This window comes from Paenibacillus sp. 32O-W, assembly GCF_007679495.1.
GTDB classification, from domain to species: Bacteria; Bacillota; Bacilli; order Paenibacillales; family NBRC-103111; genus Paenibacillus_L; species Paenibacillus_L residui.
In genome coordinates this window covers 48,553-62,835 of the sequence record NZ_VEGP01000028.1, presented here as the reverse complement: position 1 = coordinate 62,835, position 14,283 = coordinate 48,553, and the positions used below count along the sequence as shown (strand labels likewise).

The window sequence follows — 14,283 nt, the reverse complement described above, 5'->3', positions numbered from 1 at the left end:
TACAAAATACAGTTAGACGTGCCGCTCCGCTTGTAACGATGCCTGCAGACGGTAAATAGACGGATTTTCAAGGTAGTCAGTTTCAAATTTCTATAGGCCCGAATCTATTTCCCCTTCGGTGCTAACACGAATCGTCGCTTGCTTAGAGGGGAGAAAGCCAAGGACAGGGTAACCTGAGCGAATGAATCGTTCTTTGCTTGCAGGGCAGGAAGCTAAAGCAAAGGACAGGTAACCCTGAGCGAACGAATCGCCCTTTGCTTGCAGGGCAGGAAGCTAAAGCAAAGGACAGGTAACCTGAGCGATAGGGATAACAGTCGAAAGAACGCCGAGAGACCGAAAGAGTTTAAAAGACCCTTTACGAACGGCAAAAAAACAAGTTTTTCGGACATCATTAGGAGCTCATAGCTATAGCCATAGATAGTTATAGCCATAGCGTTACAGACTCATCTCAGCTAATAGAGGAATATATAGACTTATTAGCTAACATTCATTGCACTTTCTCCCCATAGATGCCAAATAAAGACCCGCTCCCCATACTCGTCAGGAAACGGGTCTTATTGAGTTGTCCCTGGGCCATAATGACCCCGACAGGCTACGGCTTACTCCGCAACCGCGATACTGGGTATCGACACTTCGGCTTCCACTTCATCCTCATACGAAATTTCCGGGAATTCAAACCCGAACAGATTGAAAAATTCGACCCGGAAGCCTTCAATATCGGATATCGACCGGATGTTATCCGAATCGACCTGATTCCACAGAGCAAGAACGGCTTCCTGTACATCCTCCCGCATTTCCCAATCGTCTATACGGATGCGTCCCCGGTCATCCACCGAAGTAGATTCGTAATAAAGCCTTTCGGCAAACAAGCGATACATTTGTTCTATGCAGCCTTCGTGTAAATTCTTCTCTTTCATAACCTTATACAGCAAAGATATGTAAAGAGGAACAACCGGAATAGCCGAACTGGATTGAGTGACCAGCGCCTTATTGACGGAAATGTATGCCCGGCCCCCCAAAGCTTGAAGCTGCTCGCGGATTCTGCCCGCGGAAGCCTCCAGATGATCCTTCGCCAGCCCGATCGTTCCGGCTTTGTAGATCGAATGGGTAATTTCCGGTCCGATATAGGAGTATGCGACCGTTACCGCTCCTTCCGCCAGCACGCCGGCTTCTTGCAAAGCGTTCATCCACAGTTCCCAATCTTCGCCCCCCATGACCTTGATCGTATGCTCAATCTCCTGCTCGCTTGCCGGTTCGATCGTGACATCGGTAACTGCCGCGCTATGGAAATCCACCGTTTTGTTGGAAAAAGGCTCCCCAACCGGTTTGATCACCGACGAATATACTTCCCCGGTCTCAGGATCTACACGTCTAGGTGAGGCCAGACTGTAAACGACCAGATCCACCTGACCCAAATCCTGTTTGATCAGATCGATGGTTTGCCTCTTGATCTCGTTGGAGAAGGCATCCCCGTTAATGCTCTTGGCATAATAGCCTGCTTCGGAGGCTGCCTGCTCGAAAGCGGCCGTATTGTACCACCCGGCGGTTGCCGTCCGGTTATTGGCTGCCGGCCGTTCGAAGAATACGCCTATCGTCTTGGCTCCCGATCCGAAGGTGGCCGTAATCCGGGAAGCCAGCCCGTATCCTGTAGAAGCCCCGATCACAAGAACGTTCTTGGGTCCCTGAACCGGCTTCTGGCTCTTCACATACTCGATTTGCTGCCGAACATGATGAGCGCAGCCGGCCGGATGGGCGGTGGTACAAATAAATCCTCTGAACTTCGGTTTAATCACCATATGAGAAACTCTCCTTCTTTTCGCATCATTCGTAATCACCAGAATATGTTATCTATTCTATCATGCCTCTCCCCTTGACTGAAAGCGGGAAGAAAACGCCGTCTATTATTTTACCATAACTCTCGCCCCGGTTGTCCAATTGCCCCCCCTTTTACTAGTATACAAGGTCGTTCTGTTCGCATCCGGTCGTTCGTACCGCCTGTTTCCAGCGGAATTTCTCCCCATGTCCATGTTTGCCCGTTTCCGATTGTCCCTTCCTTGCATTTACTAATAGTAACTTCATAGAAAGTGAGGTGATAGATATGAGTCATCTCAGACCTGATGTCGTCACGATCACTTTTAGATGTGTAAGAGGTGTAGCGATCATTACAGGCGTCTGCGTCATTGGTTCCTCGCGGCCTTGTGGGCGTTTCTTGAAAAAAGGGCGTTCTGCTGTCCGTGCTATCGAGTGTCTTCTGGATAACGGATTCCATATTAAGCTGAAGACTTCCAACACGGTAGTATTAAAGAGAAAAAGACATCACTGCAGCTAATTGAAATGCAGCCTCCGGGCTGCATTTTTCTTTGCCTTTCTTTGATTGTCGGCAAGAGTCTGATGAATATGTAAGGGTCGGAAACGTAAAATAGATCCAAGAATAGTACTTGCTGTCCATTTCCGTTATACTATTTTTGTTCAGCTGTAAATCAACCCATGGACGATAGAATAAAGGAGAGCTCCGCGATGTATGTCGTAACTTCTGAAGAAATGCGCCGATTAGACGGGCATACCATTCAACGTATCGGACTTCCCGCGCTTGTGCTGATGGAAAATGCCGGCCGGGCAGTCGCTGAGGAAGTGCTCGCCGTGAGCCGCGAATCGGCAGCCAAGCGGCGCCAGCGCTGGCTTGTGCTGGCCGGCAAAGGGAATAACGGCGGCGACGGCCTCGTCGCGGCCAGACATCTGATTGAGTCAGGCCTTGACATAGACATAACCCTCGCCGAACCCGCAGGACTCTTCTCCGCAGATATGGCGGTTCAGCATGAAATTATCGGCAAGCTGGGCATTCCGATGTTCAATTACAAACCGGGAGAAATTCGCTGGGAGGTCTACGACGGTGTCATCGACGCGCTGCTGGGAACCGGAACGCGCGGAGCTCCCCGGGAGCCCTACGCCGGACTCATCCGGGAAGCCAACGCCAGCGGGCTGCCGATTGTTGCTATCGACATCCCGAGCGGACTCGATGCGGATACAGGGATGACTCATGACCCCTGCATCTGCGCAGTGCGTACCGTTGCGCTGGCCTTCCTCAAGCGGGGGCTTGTCCAGCCTCCGGGGACCGGCGCGGCCGGCCGGGTTGTCGTGCGCTCTATCGGCATCCCCGTCCGCTTAGCCGAAGAGCAGGGCATCCGCACGCTGCTCCTGGACGAGCGGACCCTGTCCGAGCGGCTAGCGCTTGACCCTCGGCGCGGCCGGCCGGAAGACTCGCACAAGGGCACCTTCGGCCATGTGCTCATCGCCGCCGGCAGCCTGCGCATGGCCGGTGCCGGCCTGCTGTGCGCGAACGCGGCGCTGCGCGCGGGGTGCGGGCTCGCCACGTGGGCGATGCCGGCCAGCCTCGTGCAGCACCTGCTCGGACGCCTCCCCGAGGCCATGCTCGCCGGCCTGCCTGACGCCGGCCACGGCGATTGGGCCGAGGTGTCCGCCGAGCAGGTGCTGTCGCTGGCCGAAGGGCGCGACGCACTGGCGATCGGCCCGGGCATGGGGCGCTACGGCGACGACGTGCAGTGGCTGCGCGCCATCTGGGAAGGCGCGCAATGCCCGCTGCTGCTCGACGCCGACGCGCTCAACATGCTCGCCGATGCGCCCGATTTCGCGTCCTGGCGCAAGCGCGAGGCCGCTACGGTGCTGACGCCCCACCCGGGCGAAATGGCCCGGCTGACGGGGCTCAGCACCGCAGAGGTGCAGCGCGACCGCATCGGCCTCGCGCGCCGCTACGCGGAGGAGCACGGCGTCACGCTCGTGCTCAAGGGCGCCCGCACCGTCGTCGCCACCCCGGATGGGGTCGTGTACGTGAACACGACCGGCAACCCGGGGATGGCCACCGGTGGCACGGGCGACGTGCTCGCCGGCGTCATTGCCGGCCTGCTCGCGCAGCGCCTCACGGCCGAGCAAGCGGCGGCGTTCGGCGTATGGCTGCATGGCGCGGCCGGGGATCGCGCCGCGGCGGAGCGGTCGGCTCCGGCATCGATTCTCGCCGGCGACCTGCTCCGCTGTTTGTGAGCCGGCCCACCTTCCGATGGGGCTCCCAGACAGGGAGGGCCCCATCGTACGGCTCGCCGCAGCATCCCTCCTCCTTATATCGTGGCGAAGGAGGAGGGGTTCGTTGACGGAAAGGCGGAATCTTTGCGTTTCTGATTCTCCACCCACTCCTTGTAAGGATCCGTCACCAAATGGGGATCACTTACGTCCCGCTGGTCATTCCATACGCATTCCACCCCTTTCCCTCCTGCATCCCCGTTATACATCTTGCAGCTGCTGCAGAATCGGGAACGGTGGTCTTCATCCAACACCACCACACGATTGCGCAGACAGCAATAAATTTCTCCTTTATCCGTAGCCAAGTGAAAATGATTAATTTCCGGCATGGAGTCATCCTCCTTCTTTTGCATGTTACAACTATTTAAGTAATTCGCTGTCCAATTTTTCGCGGCAGGGCGGCCGTGTAATGATGGTTTGATTCCCACCCCGAAAGGGATGGCGAATTAAAATGCAGCAAAGCTCTCCAATCGCCTGTTTTTTTACAATTTTCGCAGGTCGCCCGGTTGAAGTGCTATTGGGGCTATTGAGGCTATTGGGGCCACTGGTTCCATTTAAGTGAATTTGGTTAAAGGAAAGGCGGAAAGGCGTCTTGCCTTATATTGGGCGAAAGATGGCACTCGTTTCCGTATATAGTTAGTTGGGAATTAGCAGTTGGTGATTGGCATTTAATGGAATTTACTGCAATCTTATTAAAGGTGAACGGGTCAGAGTGCGCCGTGACCTACAGTTTAATCTTTTCCCGTTAAAAATGAACGCGAATTTTGTAAAACACAAATTAAAATTATCCGACGTCTTTTTCGGTTATTTGATGGGAACAGCTTTTTTATCCGGGAGCGGTTGTGGTAAAAAAAGCTCCTGACGAAGCCCTGTAAAAACCCCACAAAGTGACGTGTGACCTTCGAAGCTTATTCCGGGTACTTTGCGGGGAGCACCTGAACCAAAGATGAATAACCCGGTATTAGAGGTTGCTTTTTATGCCAATTAGAAAGTTGTTCCATTTTAATGCTTTATTGAACTTTAACTTTCTAATGTGGTAAAAAAGTATATGAAGAGGAGGGATGGAACATGTGTGGCAGATACACCATTACCGTCTTGCTTGAGGAAATTTTCGGGCGATTTGGCATAGAGCCTCTGCCCTATGAATATTTGCCCAGATATAACGTGGCCCCGGGACAAGCCGTCCATGCCATCATTGAGCATCAGGGCCGGCGCAGAATCGGGACGCTTCGCTGGGGACTGATTCCTTCCTGGGCGAAGGATGAGAAAATCGGCTTCAAAACGATCAACGCCAAAGCGGAAACCTTGCAGGAGAAGCCCTCCTTCCGAGGAGCTTTCCAACGGAAACGGTGTCTGATTCCCGCCGACAGCTTCTATGAATGGAAGAAAACGGAAAATGGGGACAAGCAGCCTATGCGGATAATGCGCAAGGACAGGAAGTTATTTGCCATGGCCGGATTATACGATACCTGGATCTCATCGGAAGGCAACAAGATCAGCACCTGTACGATCATCACCACCCCGCCCAACGAGCTGGTCCTTCCCATCCATAACCGGATGCCGGCGATTCTCGATCCTCAGAACGAAGCGCTTTGGCTGGACCGTAATGTGAGCGATCCCCGCATTCTATCGGAGCTGCTTGTGCCTTATCCGGCCGAGCAAATGACCGTTTACCCGGTTAATCCCCGTGTTGGACAGGTGGCCAATGATGACCCGGACTGTATCGAGGTATGGAAATAACAACCGCCATCCGAAGAGCTGGTTTGCGCTTATTTCACCTCTCTCACCAGGCTTTGTACGGCCTAGCGTCTCATCGCTCCCGGAAGCGGAGAGGTCGGGGTAATTCCGGGCGCGGCTTCCAATGGGAAGGCAGTCTGCACCGCCTGAACCAGCTCCCGTGCCATCGTCATGACCAAATAGAGCGAAGTCGTCTGGAGCACGCGATAAGGCTGGCCTTCGTTGCGATTGACGATTGCGGCAATGCTGAAATGCCCGACCTTCGGCAAGGTATGGCCCATGGACTTGCCGGGCTCTATCGGCTCCGCGGCCACTTGGAACAGCCCGACGGAGGAAGCCTCCCTCCCGAGGCATGCATCGAGGGCGAGCACGATTTTGCCCGCAGGAATTTCCTGCAGATGCTCCTCCATCGTATCGGCATCACAGGGCCAATCCAATGTCCCGGTCACATTCCGGTAACCGGCCTCGCGCAGCCAGCTTCCGACCAGCGGACCGAAGGCATCACCGGAGGAGCGGTCCGTACCGATACACAGAAAATAAAGGTCCTCTGTCTTCACCCCTTCCTCGCCGATAGCGCGAAGGAACTCCACCAGCCGCTCTCCGCGGATATTTTTACGTTCAAACGGATGCTTCATCCCGCCTTATTCCCTCCATTCCTTTAAGTTGAAGCCATTAAGAGGCTGTCCCTAATTTTGTCTAAAATCGTTTAAAAAGCTCGGTTAACCGCTTCGCGCGCGGGCCGAAAAACCGAAAGCCTGCAAATTTGCAGGCCTCGAGCTTAGGTGTCCGCCTTATTTTCCGAACCATATCCATGAGATTTTCCATTTCTTAAGGAGCACGACCAGCAGCCATGGAACGGTGAACGTCATGACCGCCGCGCCGAGCGTGGACCATTGATAGGCGGCCGAGTCTCCCGGAAAGACGAATTGATATCTCCAGAAGGACAGCAAGGCCGGATGCACGAAATAAATGCCGAAGGAAGCCGCTCCCATGGACATTAACAGCGTGGATAACCCGGGCAGGTCCTCCAGCAGCCGGACGCCGATCCACAGCAGGCTGACCGCCATAGTCATCGCATACACATTGAAGAAAAATTCCATCGCCGGCGGCCCGAAATCGATATCATTCTGTCTCAGAACGAAGAGCAGGGCGAACGTATACCCGGACAGAATGCCGCTTCCCAGCACCCACCAAATATGCTTGGAAGCATTGCGGAACCGCTCATAATTCATGCCGATAGCCCCGCCCGCCGCGAACAAACCGATGTAAGTGCCGAATAAAGTCGCCGGATGCTCGAACGAGTGGACCCAGTAATGATAAATATAGAACGCCGTTTGAAACAAGAAGGCGATAACGACCCAATATTTCCTGAACCATCTCCAATATTTTACAGCCGTCATCAGCAATGGAAACAGCAGATAAAATTGCAGAATCAAAATGATGAAATAAAGATGATAGCCAGTTTCCGCCCACCTCAGCTTATCCGCGAACTGCAGCCAATCGATCGTCACTCCAGACCAGTCTTTAGTAGGCAGCCATTGATTATAGACGTAATAAAAAAACGACCACAGCAAATACGGCACAACGATATATTGGATTCTTTTGCGGTAAAAAGCCAGCGCCTCCCGGACGTTCCACGAGTCGTAATAACGGTAGAACAGAACGATGGCACTTAGAATGACAAACACCGGCACCGCAAAATTGCTCAGCTTGTTAATAACCAAATAGATAACCTGGGACCGGCTCCCCAGCGGGATATCCACTGTTGCCTCCGAGGTGCTGTGGATCATGAGAACAGCCATGATGGCGAAAGCCCTCACGATTTCCAATTCTTTAATTCTCGGTTTATTTGATGCCACCCGGAAGTTGCTCCTCTCTCATTTTCTTAACCCATCACGCCCTGAGGGGCTTGTGGCCTCCCTTCTCTATCAACATGCCGATGACGTGGACAGCCAATAAAGTGACGGACATTGCCATGGATGAACCTTATATGAAATTTCCTTAAGCAGCCCGCTTTAGACAGGATCGATCTTATTAAAAGCCTTGTCCGCCGAGTGACCATTTTCCGCTCCCGCCCATATTGTAATTCTATAGAATAACGCAACGGGCTAAGGAGGCTTGTTCTTATGGACACTACTTGGAGAGAAGAAGCTGCGAACACGATTACTCACGGGATCGGCGCGGTTCTGAGCATCGCCGCTCTTCTGCTGCTCATCAGTCATCCGCAGAACGGTCAGCAAATCGAGCGCCTAATCAGCTTCGGCATCTATGGCTTCTCCCTGGTCCTGCTCTATCTATCTTCCACACTGATGCACGGGATTCAGAGAGAAGATTGGAAGAAGCGGCTTCTGACTCTGGACCATACCGCTATTTTTTTGCTCATTGCAGGAACCAATACTCCCTATATGCTGGTCACTTTAAAGGGATGGATGGGCTGGGCCATGTTCATTTTCATCTGGAGTCTCGCCCTGTTCGGAATTAGCCTGAAGCTGTTCCATCCCGCGAGATTTGCCAAAATCTCCACCCAATTCTACTTATGCATGGGCTGGATGATTGTGATCGTCATAGGGCCATTGTCCGAAAGGCTGCCGGCTGCCGGAATGTCCTGGCTTGTCGCCGGCGGAATCTTCTATACATTGGGGTCAGTCTTCTATATCCTTAAAACGGTCCCTTACCAGCATGCCATTTGGCATCTTTTCGTTCTGGCGGGCAGCCTGTCCCATTTTATTTCGATTTACTACTATGTATAGCATGTTTTGCTTCCTGCGGCAAACCGGTAAGGGGCACGCTTTGCAAAATGGTTATGGTGCCGGCTGCGCGGATAGAGGTATAATGGATGAAAGTGCGGGAATCCCGCCCTCAGTCTGGCAAAACAGCCCATTAGGAGGATTAAGCGATGACAGGAACGACCATTGCCGGAGTGCTTGCCCATCCTGACGACGAAGCATTCGGCGCATCCTCGGCCATTCTCGAAATAGGCCGCCGCAAGGACCGCTTCGTGCTGCAAACCTTCACTCCGGGGGACGCCGGCAAAGCCGGGAGATTCGCTCCATTGACCAAAGCGGAGCTGGCCGCAAGACGCAAGCAGGAGCTGAGGAATGCCGCCGACATTCTCGGAATTGCCACCGTCTGCCAACTGGATTATGGTGACGGTACGTTGAAGGATGTCCCTCTTTCACAGCTTGTGGAGGATGTCGCCGACTTTCTGAACAGGGAACAGGCCGAGATCGTGGTGACCTTCCCCGAGGACGGAATTTACGGGCATCCGGATCATGTGGCCGTCCATTTTGCAGTCAAGGAAGCCGTCCTGAGCGGGCGCTGCCCCAAGGTTCAGAAGCTCTACTATTATGCCAGCGAAGCTCTGCTTCAAGCAGGGCACAAGCCCACCCTTATGCTGGACACTTCCACGGATTGGCCGATCAAAGCTAAAGCGCTGCAAGCCCACGAGACCCAGATGGCATCGATCAACCGCGTATTTGGCGATCTGGCTTCATTCTCTTCCGTTCCTAAGGAAATGCGTTATGAAGCTTTCGTGCTCGCTTGGGAAAGAGGAGCGGAATGGCCGGTCAAGCGAGAGTCTTATTTCACGGAAGGCTTGCTGGAGAAGGCGTAGCACAATGACCGAAATCGGCCGGCCTGTGGCTCCGGATGTTTCCGGGGCGATTTCGCAGCGCGTCATTGGGCGGTTCTCGCGCCAAGATGACGTTTCTAATGTAACTTTTGAGAACAGGTGACTGCTCTTGCAGAACGGTGAATCCTAGCCTGCCGTTATTTATATACAAACCGAAGAGCCTGTGGATGACAGATACCAACGGAGGCGATCATGCTGAACAATAAAATTGTGTTTACCGGCGGGGGATCGGCGGGTCATGTTACCCCCAACCTGGCCATTATTCAAAGCTTGCGGGAAAAAGGATGGGCCGTAGAGTACATAGGCTCCAAAGCGGGAATAGAGAAGCAAATTATAGAAAACCTGGGGGATATCCCTTACCACGCCATTCCTTCCGGAAAGCTGAGAAGATATTTGGATTTGAAAAATTTGAAAGACCCGTTTCATGTCATGCAGGGAGTCCTGAAGGCTTACCGGATTTTGAGAAAAATAAAGCCGCAAATCGTTTTCTCCAAGGGAGGCTTTGTCTCCGTTCCCGTTGTGCTCGGGAGCTGGCTGAACCGGATTCCGGTCATCATTCACGAATCCGACATGACCCCGGGGCTCGCCAATAAGCTGTCCACCCCTTTCGCCGCCAAAGTGTGCGTCACTTTCCCAGAGAGCCTGCGACACTTCAACGGGGATAAGGCCATTCATACCGGGCCTCCGATCCGGAGAGAGCTGTTCCAGGGGAAGGCCGACGAAGGCAGAAGGCTCTGCGGATTCACGGCCGGCAAGCCGGTGCTCATGGTGATGGGAGGAAGCCTCGGTTCCCAAATCATCAATGAAACGGTCCGGGCCACACTCGACCGGCTGCTCGAACGCTATCAGATCGTTCATATTTGCGGCAAGGGAATGGTCGATGCGGGACGAAGCGTTAAAGGCTACAAGCAGTTTGAATACATTCAGGCCGAGCTGCCTCATATTATGGCTATGGCAGACCTGGTCGTCTCCCGTTCCGGCTCCAATTCGATCTTCGAATTTCTGGCGCTGAAGAAACCGATGCTGCTCATTCCGCTGTCGAAGCAAGCCAGCCGCGGGGACCAAATCATCAATGCCCAATCCTTCGCCAAAAGCGGCTTCAGCCAAGTGCTGCTTGAAGAGGATTTAACCCCGGATACGCTGCTCCAGGCGGTTAACGGGCTGTACGACGGAAGGAACCGCTACATTGCCGCTATGAAAGAAAGCTCCGTGCAAAACAGCGTGGAACGCATCGTCGAATTAATTGAAAAGCACGCCAAAAAACGAAAGTGATCTGGAGCCATCGGGAGCATCGGAGCCATCGACAGCATCGATCCTTCCGCTTCGACGGCCTACCAACGTTAGCGAAAGACAGGCGTACGCAGCCTATCAAACCCGTCATTGAAGGACAGGCGGCTGCCCGTGCATAATAGACAAAAAGCCGGTATTCCCTCAAGGAATGCCGGCTTTTTTGGCGGTAGGGATCCGTTGCCTGATCCTGCAGTTGCGCAGGCCTTTCAAACGGACCCCGCATCCGTCAAGCATACACGCTTTCCAACGGGCTGCTCTCCTTCAATTCCCGGACCGTGGCGGCTCCCGTTCCGAACAGGACAGCCTTCAGCTCGAATTCGATCCGTTCGAACAGCCGGTTCAGCGATTCGGCGGACTGAACGGCCGAAGCCAGCACCGATCGGCCGAAGGCCGCTATATCTGCTCCAAGGGCCAATGCCTTGGCGGCATCCACCCCGTTCGCCAGGCCGCCGCTCCCAATCAAGACGGCCTCCGGCAGCCGGGACCGCACCTCCCGGATGCATGCTGCCGTAGGCAGCCCCCACCCGGCGAAGGCGGCCGCGGCTTCCGACCGGATCGGGTCCCTGGAGCGGTATCGTTCCACCTGGCTCCAGGAGGTTCCTCCCGCACCCGCCACATCGATGAACGAGACTCCCGCTTCGGACAGAGCCTGGGCGAGATCGCCGCGAATGCCCCAGCCGACCTCTTTCACACCGACCGGCACTTTCAGTTCACGGCAGACCTGTTCTATCTTCTTCAGCAGCCCTTTAAAATTTGTATTTCCTTCAGGCTGAAACAGCTCCTGCATGCTATTGAGATGAAGCACCAAGCCATCGGCCCCGGACAGCTCCACCGCACGGCGGCAATGGTCAACGCCATAGCCGTAATTGAGCTGAACCGCTCCCAGATTGGCCAGGACGGGAATCGACGGCGCTACATCGCGCACCCGAAAAGTGGCGGCAAGCTCCGGGTGTTCGATCGCTGCGCGTACCGAACCGAGCCCCATCGCCCAGCCTCTGCTTTCCGCGGCTTCCGCTATCCGCCGGTTGATATCCGCCGCTTCCTTCGTTCCGCCGGTCATCGAGCTGATCATTAGCGGCGCCTCCAGTTGTTTTCCGAGGAAGGAGGAATTCAGTCGAATCTCCGCAAAATCGATTTCCGGAAGCGCACTGTGACGAAACCGATAAGCTTCCAGTCCCGTGCTGATCCCTTGGCCCGCCACATCCCGGTTCAAACAAATGTCGATATGCTCCGCTTTTCTCTGCTCTGTCTGTCTGCCCCCATGTCTACTCATTCCTATCCCTCCGGCAAAATTCACGCCAAGCCGGCCCTAAATGCCGGCCAATCTGCGTTGTCCATGGTTCTAGTTTACCCTATTTGCAGTAAGAAAGCTTCATCTCTTTGAAGCTTCCTCCGCAATCGCGCCGCTTTGTCTCTATTTATGCAGGCTTTTCGCAGCATATTGCCCATGGTTCATAGGCTGTTCGTAGGTGAGTAGCAGGTCCTTTCGGGTGATTCGTACGAACATATCGAGGGGCCCGAATAAGTGCGGACAGGTGGACGGTAGGAGAATGGTGCTAGCCAAAGTTCAACCGTTATACAGCCGCAATGAAACTGACGGACAGGAGAGGCCTTATTTTTGTCAAAGTGGGCTGTTCTGTTAGGCTAACGGACACCGATGCGCTTATTTCATAGATTTCTCTTCTTTCCCCCTGCTTTTTATGAGAATAAGGTTATCTGAGTCCGGTAAAGCTGCCGGAGGGCCCTTCTGGACCGATTAAGGTCTCTGAAGTCCCTTAGACCAAAAACTGTGCAGAGGCGGGTAACAAAGTCGCCTCTTTTGTTGAAATTCTTTATTGACTTTTGGCATGCAGAAGCTATGATAGTTAAAAAAAGTCTGGAAAAAAATGACCGGGCACATTCGCCAAATGACCCGGAGCCTTGCAATTATCGTGATTTTTTAATGGATGGATGTATGATTCGAAAGGGGCTCTCCCCATTACTTTGCGCTTCCGGTCCTGAACCGGCTGGACGAGGAGGAGCCAAGATTCCCTTTTGACCACCTATTCTTTTTATAAAATCAGTCAACCATGGAGTGAAAAAAATCGTTTAACCTTAGCGAATCAGAGATTGCTTTAATAATGAGATATAGTCTATCTGCAGCTTAGTTCGCCTCGCCTCTAATAATAAGAAGAAAGCGGGATGTGATAGCGATGAAATGGCACATCTATAACGATCCAAGGCAATTTTTGGAGCAGGTGGGGGCTTTCCTGGAGCGGCACGAAGCCGAGAACAGCCTCGCCCTTGGAATTCTGCACTCCCTTGCTGAGGGAAAGAGGAGAATGGAAGGCGAACCGGTCATGGCCGCGGTGAAAGAGGGGGATGAACCTATCCTTATAGTGCTTATGACCCCGCCTAAAGGGCTGATTCTAGCAGGCAAGCCTCCCAAGCTTGGGAAGGAAGCGCTCCTGTTCGCGGCGAACAGCGTGATGGCCATGAACATAAGCGTGCCGGGAGTGATAGGCGATCCGGTTCTTGCTGCCGAATTCATTCGGGCTTGGGAACGGAACACCCAGTGCTCATCCGAGGTGGTCATGAATCAGCGCATTTACCGCCTCGACCGGGTCCTCGACATGGACTACAGCCCGGGTCAGTTAAGAGTCGCGACGGCGGAAGATATTCATCTAACCGCGGAATGGCTGTATCAGTTTGCCAAGGAAGTGGGAGAGCTTATTTCCCATGAACAGGCTTTGGCCAAAGCACGGAACGGTGTGGAGGAACGCTCCCTCTATCTGTGGGAGGACAAGAAAGCCGTCTCCATGGCCATGATGGCGAGACCGACAGCCAGTGGCGTCACCATCAATATGGTCTATACTCCTGCAGAGTTCAGGGGCAAAGGCTACGCCACATCTTGTGTCGCTTCCCTCAGCCAGCTTCTGCTTGATCGAGGCTACCGCTTCTGCACCTTGTATACCGATCTGGCAAACAACACCTCCAACAAAATCTACCAAACTATCGGCTACAAGCCGATACAGGATTCCATCCTATACCGTTTTATCTAGCTATCGATAAGGAGCGAGGCCCCTGGGAATATACCCGGTTTTGGCCTAACAACACTCTGCTAAATGTTCGTTTTCCTGGAACCGTTGATTCCATGCATCAAAAGACAAGCGAAAGTGCAGGTCTTTTATCGGGAATCGGATAAATCCCGGAAAAGACGAGCGAAAGTGCAGGTCTTTTGCCGCAAAAACCTGAAAATCAGGCCAAATGGCCAAATTCACCTGCACATTTGCGCGTCTTTGGCTGATTTAAGCTAAAAGCGTTGAAAAGACCTGCACTTTCGCAGGTCTTTGTCACTTTATTCACGATGTTGCCGAACATCACCTTCCCGGTTCCAAACCCACGTCTTCATAGGCTTACATTAACCTGAGCGCTCCCAGCAGCCCATTCCATCAAACTGAGCGAAGGGGATATTGCCCAAATGCGGGGGAGATTCGTCTGCCTTCCTCGCTTCAGGCCTTCATCTCCTACTATCTCCCTGAGTGCACCTAGCA

11 protein-coding genes are annotated in these 14,283 nt (G+C 53.5%); 6 read left to right on the top strand and 5 right to left on the bottom strand.

Annotation, left to right across the window (positions count from 1 at the left end; all coding sequences use genetic code 11):
- Positions 1–599 precede the first annotated feature (599 nt).
- On the bottom strand, positions 600–1,796 hold the full coding sequence (gene fabV / locus FS806_RS13020) for an enoyl-ACP reductase FabV (RefSeq protein ID WP_144936973.1): 1,197 nt from the start codon (positions 1,794–1,796) through the stop codon (positions 600–602).
- Between the two features lie 721 nt (positions 1,797–2,517).
- On the opposite strand from fabV, the gene FS806_RS13015 reads away from it, so the two are divergent.
- Positions 2,518–4,056, top strand: coding sequence for an NAD(P)H-hydrate dehydratase (locus FS806_RS13015; RefSeq protein WP_144936969.1), 1,539 nt, complete (start codon positions 2,518–2,520; stop codon positions 4,054–4,056).
- 74 nt (positions 4,057–4,130) lie between these two features.
- Here FS806_RS13015 and FS806_RS13010 read toward each other — a convergent pair whose 3' ends face one another.
- Positions 4,131–4,421 carry a hypothetical protein gene (locus tag FS806_RS13010; protein WP_144936966.1) on the bottom strand — a complete coding sequence of 97 codons (291 nt, stop codon included), beginning with the start codon at positions 4,419–4,421 and terminating at the stop codon, positions 4,131–4,133.
- Between the two features lie 739 nt (positions 4,422–5,160).
- Between FS806_RS13010 and FS806_RS13005 the strand changes: the two genes are divergently transcribed.
- Positions 5,161–5,832 (top strand): SOS response-associated peptidase, encoded by a 672-nt coding sequence (locus FS806_RS13005; protein ID WP_144936963.1) that lies wholly within the window; start codon positions 5,161–5,163, stop codon positions 5,830–5,832.
- A 62-nt stretch (positions 5,833–5,894) separates the two neighbouring features.
- On the opposite strand, the gene yyaC is transcribed toward FS806_RS13005, so the two are convergent.
- Both yyaC and FS806_RS12995 read right to left on the bottom strand, forming a co-directional pair.
- On the bottom strand, positions 5,895–6,464 hold the full coding sequence (gene yyaC / locus FS806_RS13000) for a spore protease YyaC (RefSeq protein WP_144936960.1): 570 nt from the start codon (positions 6,462–6,464) through the stop codon (positions 5,895–5,897).
- Positions 6,465–6,620: 156 nt separating this feature from the next.
- Positions 6,621–7,688 carry an acyltransferase gene (locus FS806_RS12995; RefSeq protein WP_144936957.1) on the bottom strand — a complete coding sequence of 356 codons (1,068 nt, stop codon included), beginning with the start codon at positions 7,686–7,688 and terminating at the stop codon, positions 6,621–6,623.
- Between the two features lie 267 nt (positions 7,689–7,955).
- Between FS806_RS12995 and trhA the strand changes: the two genes are divergently transcribed.
- The 3 genes from trhA to FS806_RS12980 all read left to right on the top strand — a co-directional run bounded on the left by trhA (position 7,956) and on the right by FS806_RS12980 (position 10,732).
- The gene (gene trhA / locus FS806_RS12990; protein WP_144936954.1) at positions 7,956–8,579 is read left to right on the top strand and encodes a PAQR family membrane homeostasis protein TrhA; all 624 of its coding nucleotides are present in this window, start codon (positions 7,956–7,958) and stop codon (positions 8,577–8,579) included.
- 146 nt (positions 8,580–8,725) lie between these two features.
- Positions 8,726–9,442: a PIG-L deacetylase family protein gene (locus tag FS806_RS12985; RefSeq protein ID WP_144936951.1), complete on the top strand. Its 717-nt coding sequence runs from the start codon at positions 8,726–8,728 to the stop codon at positions 9,440–9,442.
- A 213-nt stretch (positions 9,443–9,655) separates the two neighbouring features.
- The gene (locus FS806_RS12980; protein WP_304505323.1) at positions 9,656–10,732 is read left to right on the top strand and encodes an undecaprenyldiphospho-muramoylpentapeptide beta-N-acetylglucosaminyltransferase; all 1,077 of its coding nucleotides are present in this window, start codon (positions 9,656–9,658) and stop codon (positions 10,730–10,732) included.
- Positions 10,733–10,976: 244 nt separating this feature from the next.
- Here the strand turns inward: FS806_RS12980 and fni are convergent, their stop codons facing one another.
- Positions 10,977–12,023 carry a type 2 isopentenyl-diphosphate Delta-isomerase gene (gene fni, locus FS806_RS12975; RefSeq protein WP_144936946.1) on the bottom strand — a complete coding sequence of 349 codons (1,047 nt, stop codon included), beginning with the start codon at positions 12,021–12,023 and terminating at the stop codon, positions 10,977–10,979.
- A 919-nt stretch (positions 12,024–12,942) separates the two neighbouring features.
- On the opposite strand from fni, the gene FS806_RS12970 reads away from it, so the two are divergent.
- Positions 12,943–13,791, top strand: a complete 849-nt coding sequence (locus tag FS806_RS12970) for a GNAT family N-acetyltransferase (protein WP_144936943.1) — start codon at positions 12,943–12,945, stop codon at positions 13,789–13,791.
- Positions 13,792–14,283 lie beyond the last annotated feature (492 nt).

Bases quoted from the DNA above. Each gene is read 5' to 3' on its own strand.
- fabV (WP_144936973.1), bottom strand. From the start codon at position 1,796: ATGGTGATTAAACCGAAGTTCAGAGGATTTATTTGTACCACCGCCCAT.
- FS806_RS13015 (WP_144936969.1), top strand. From the start codon at position 2,518: ATGTATGTCGTAACTTCTGAAGAAATGCGCCGATTAGACGGGCATACC.
- FS806_RS13010 (WP_144936966.1), bottom strand. From the start codon at position 4,421: ATGCCGGAAATTAATCATTTTCACTTGGCTACGGATAAAGGAGAAATT.
- FS806_RS13005 (WP_144936963.1), top strand. From the start codon at position 5,161: ATGTGTGGCAGATACACCATTACCGTCTTGCTTGAGGAAATTTTCGGG.
- yyaC (WP_144936960.1), bottom strand. From the start codon at position 6,464: ATGAAGCATCCGTTTGAACGTAAAAATATCCGCGGAGAGCGGCTGGTG.
- trhA (WP_144936954.1), top strand. From the start codon at position 7,956: ATGGACACTACTTGGAGAGAAGAAGCTGCGAACACGATTACTCACGGG.
- FS806_RS12985 (WP_144936951.1), top strand. From the start codon at position 8,726: ATGACAGGAACGACCATTGCCGGAGTGCTTGCCCATCCTGACGACGAA.
- fni (WP_144936946.1), bottom strand. From the start codon at position 12,023: ATGAGTAGACATGGGGGCAGACAGACAGAGCAGAGAAAAGCGGAGCAT.
- FS806_RS12970 (WP_144936943.1), top strand. From the start codon at position 12,943: ATGAAATGGCACATCTATAACGATCCAAGGCAATTTTTGGAGCAGGTG.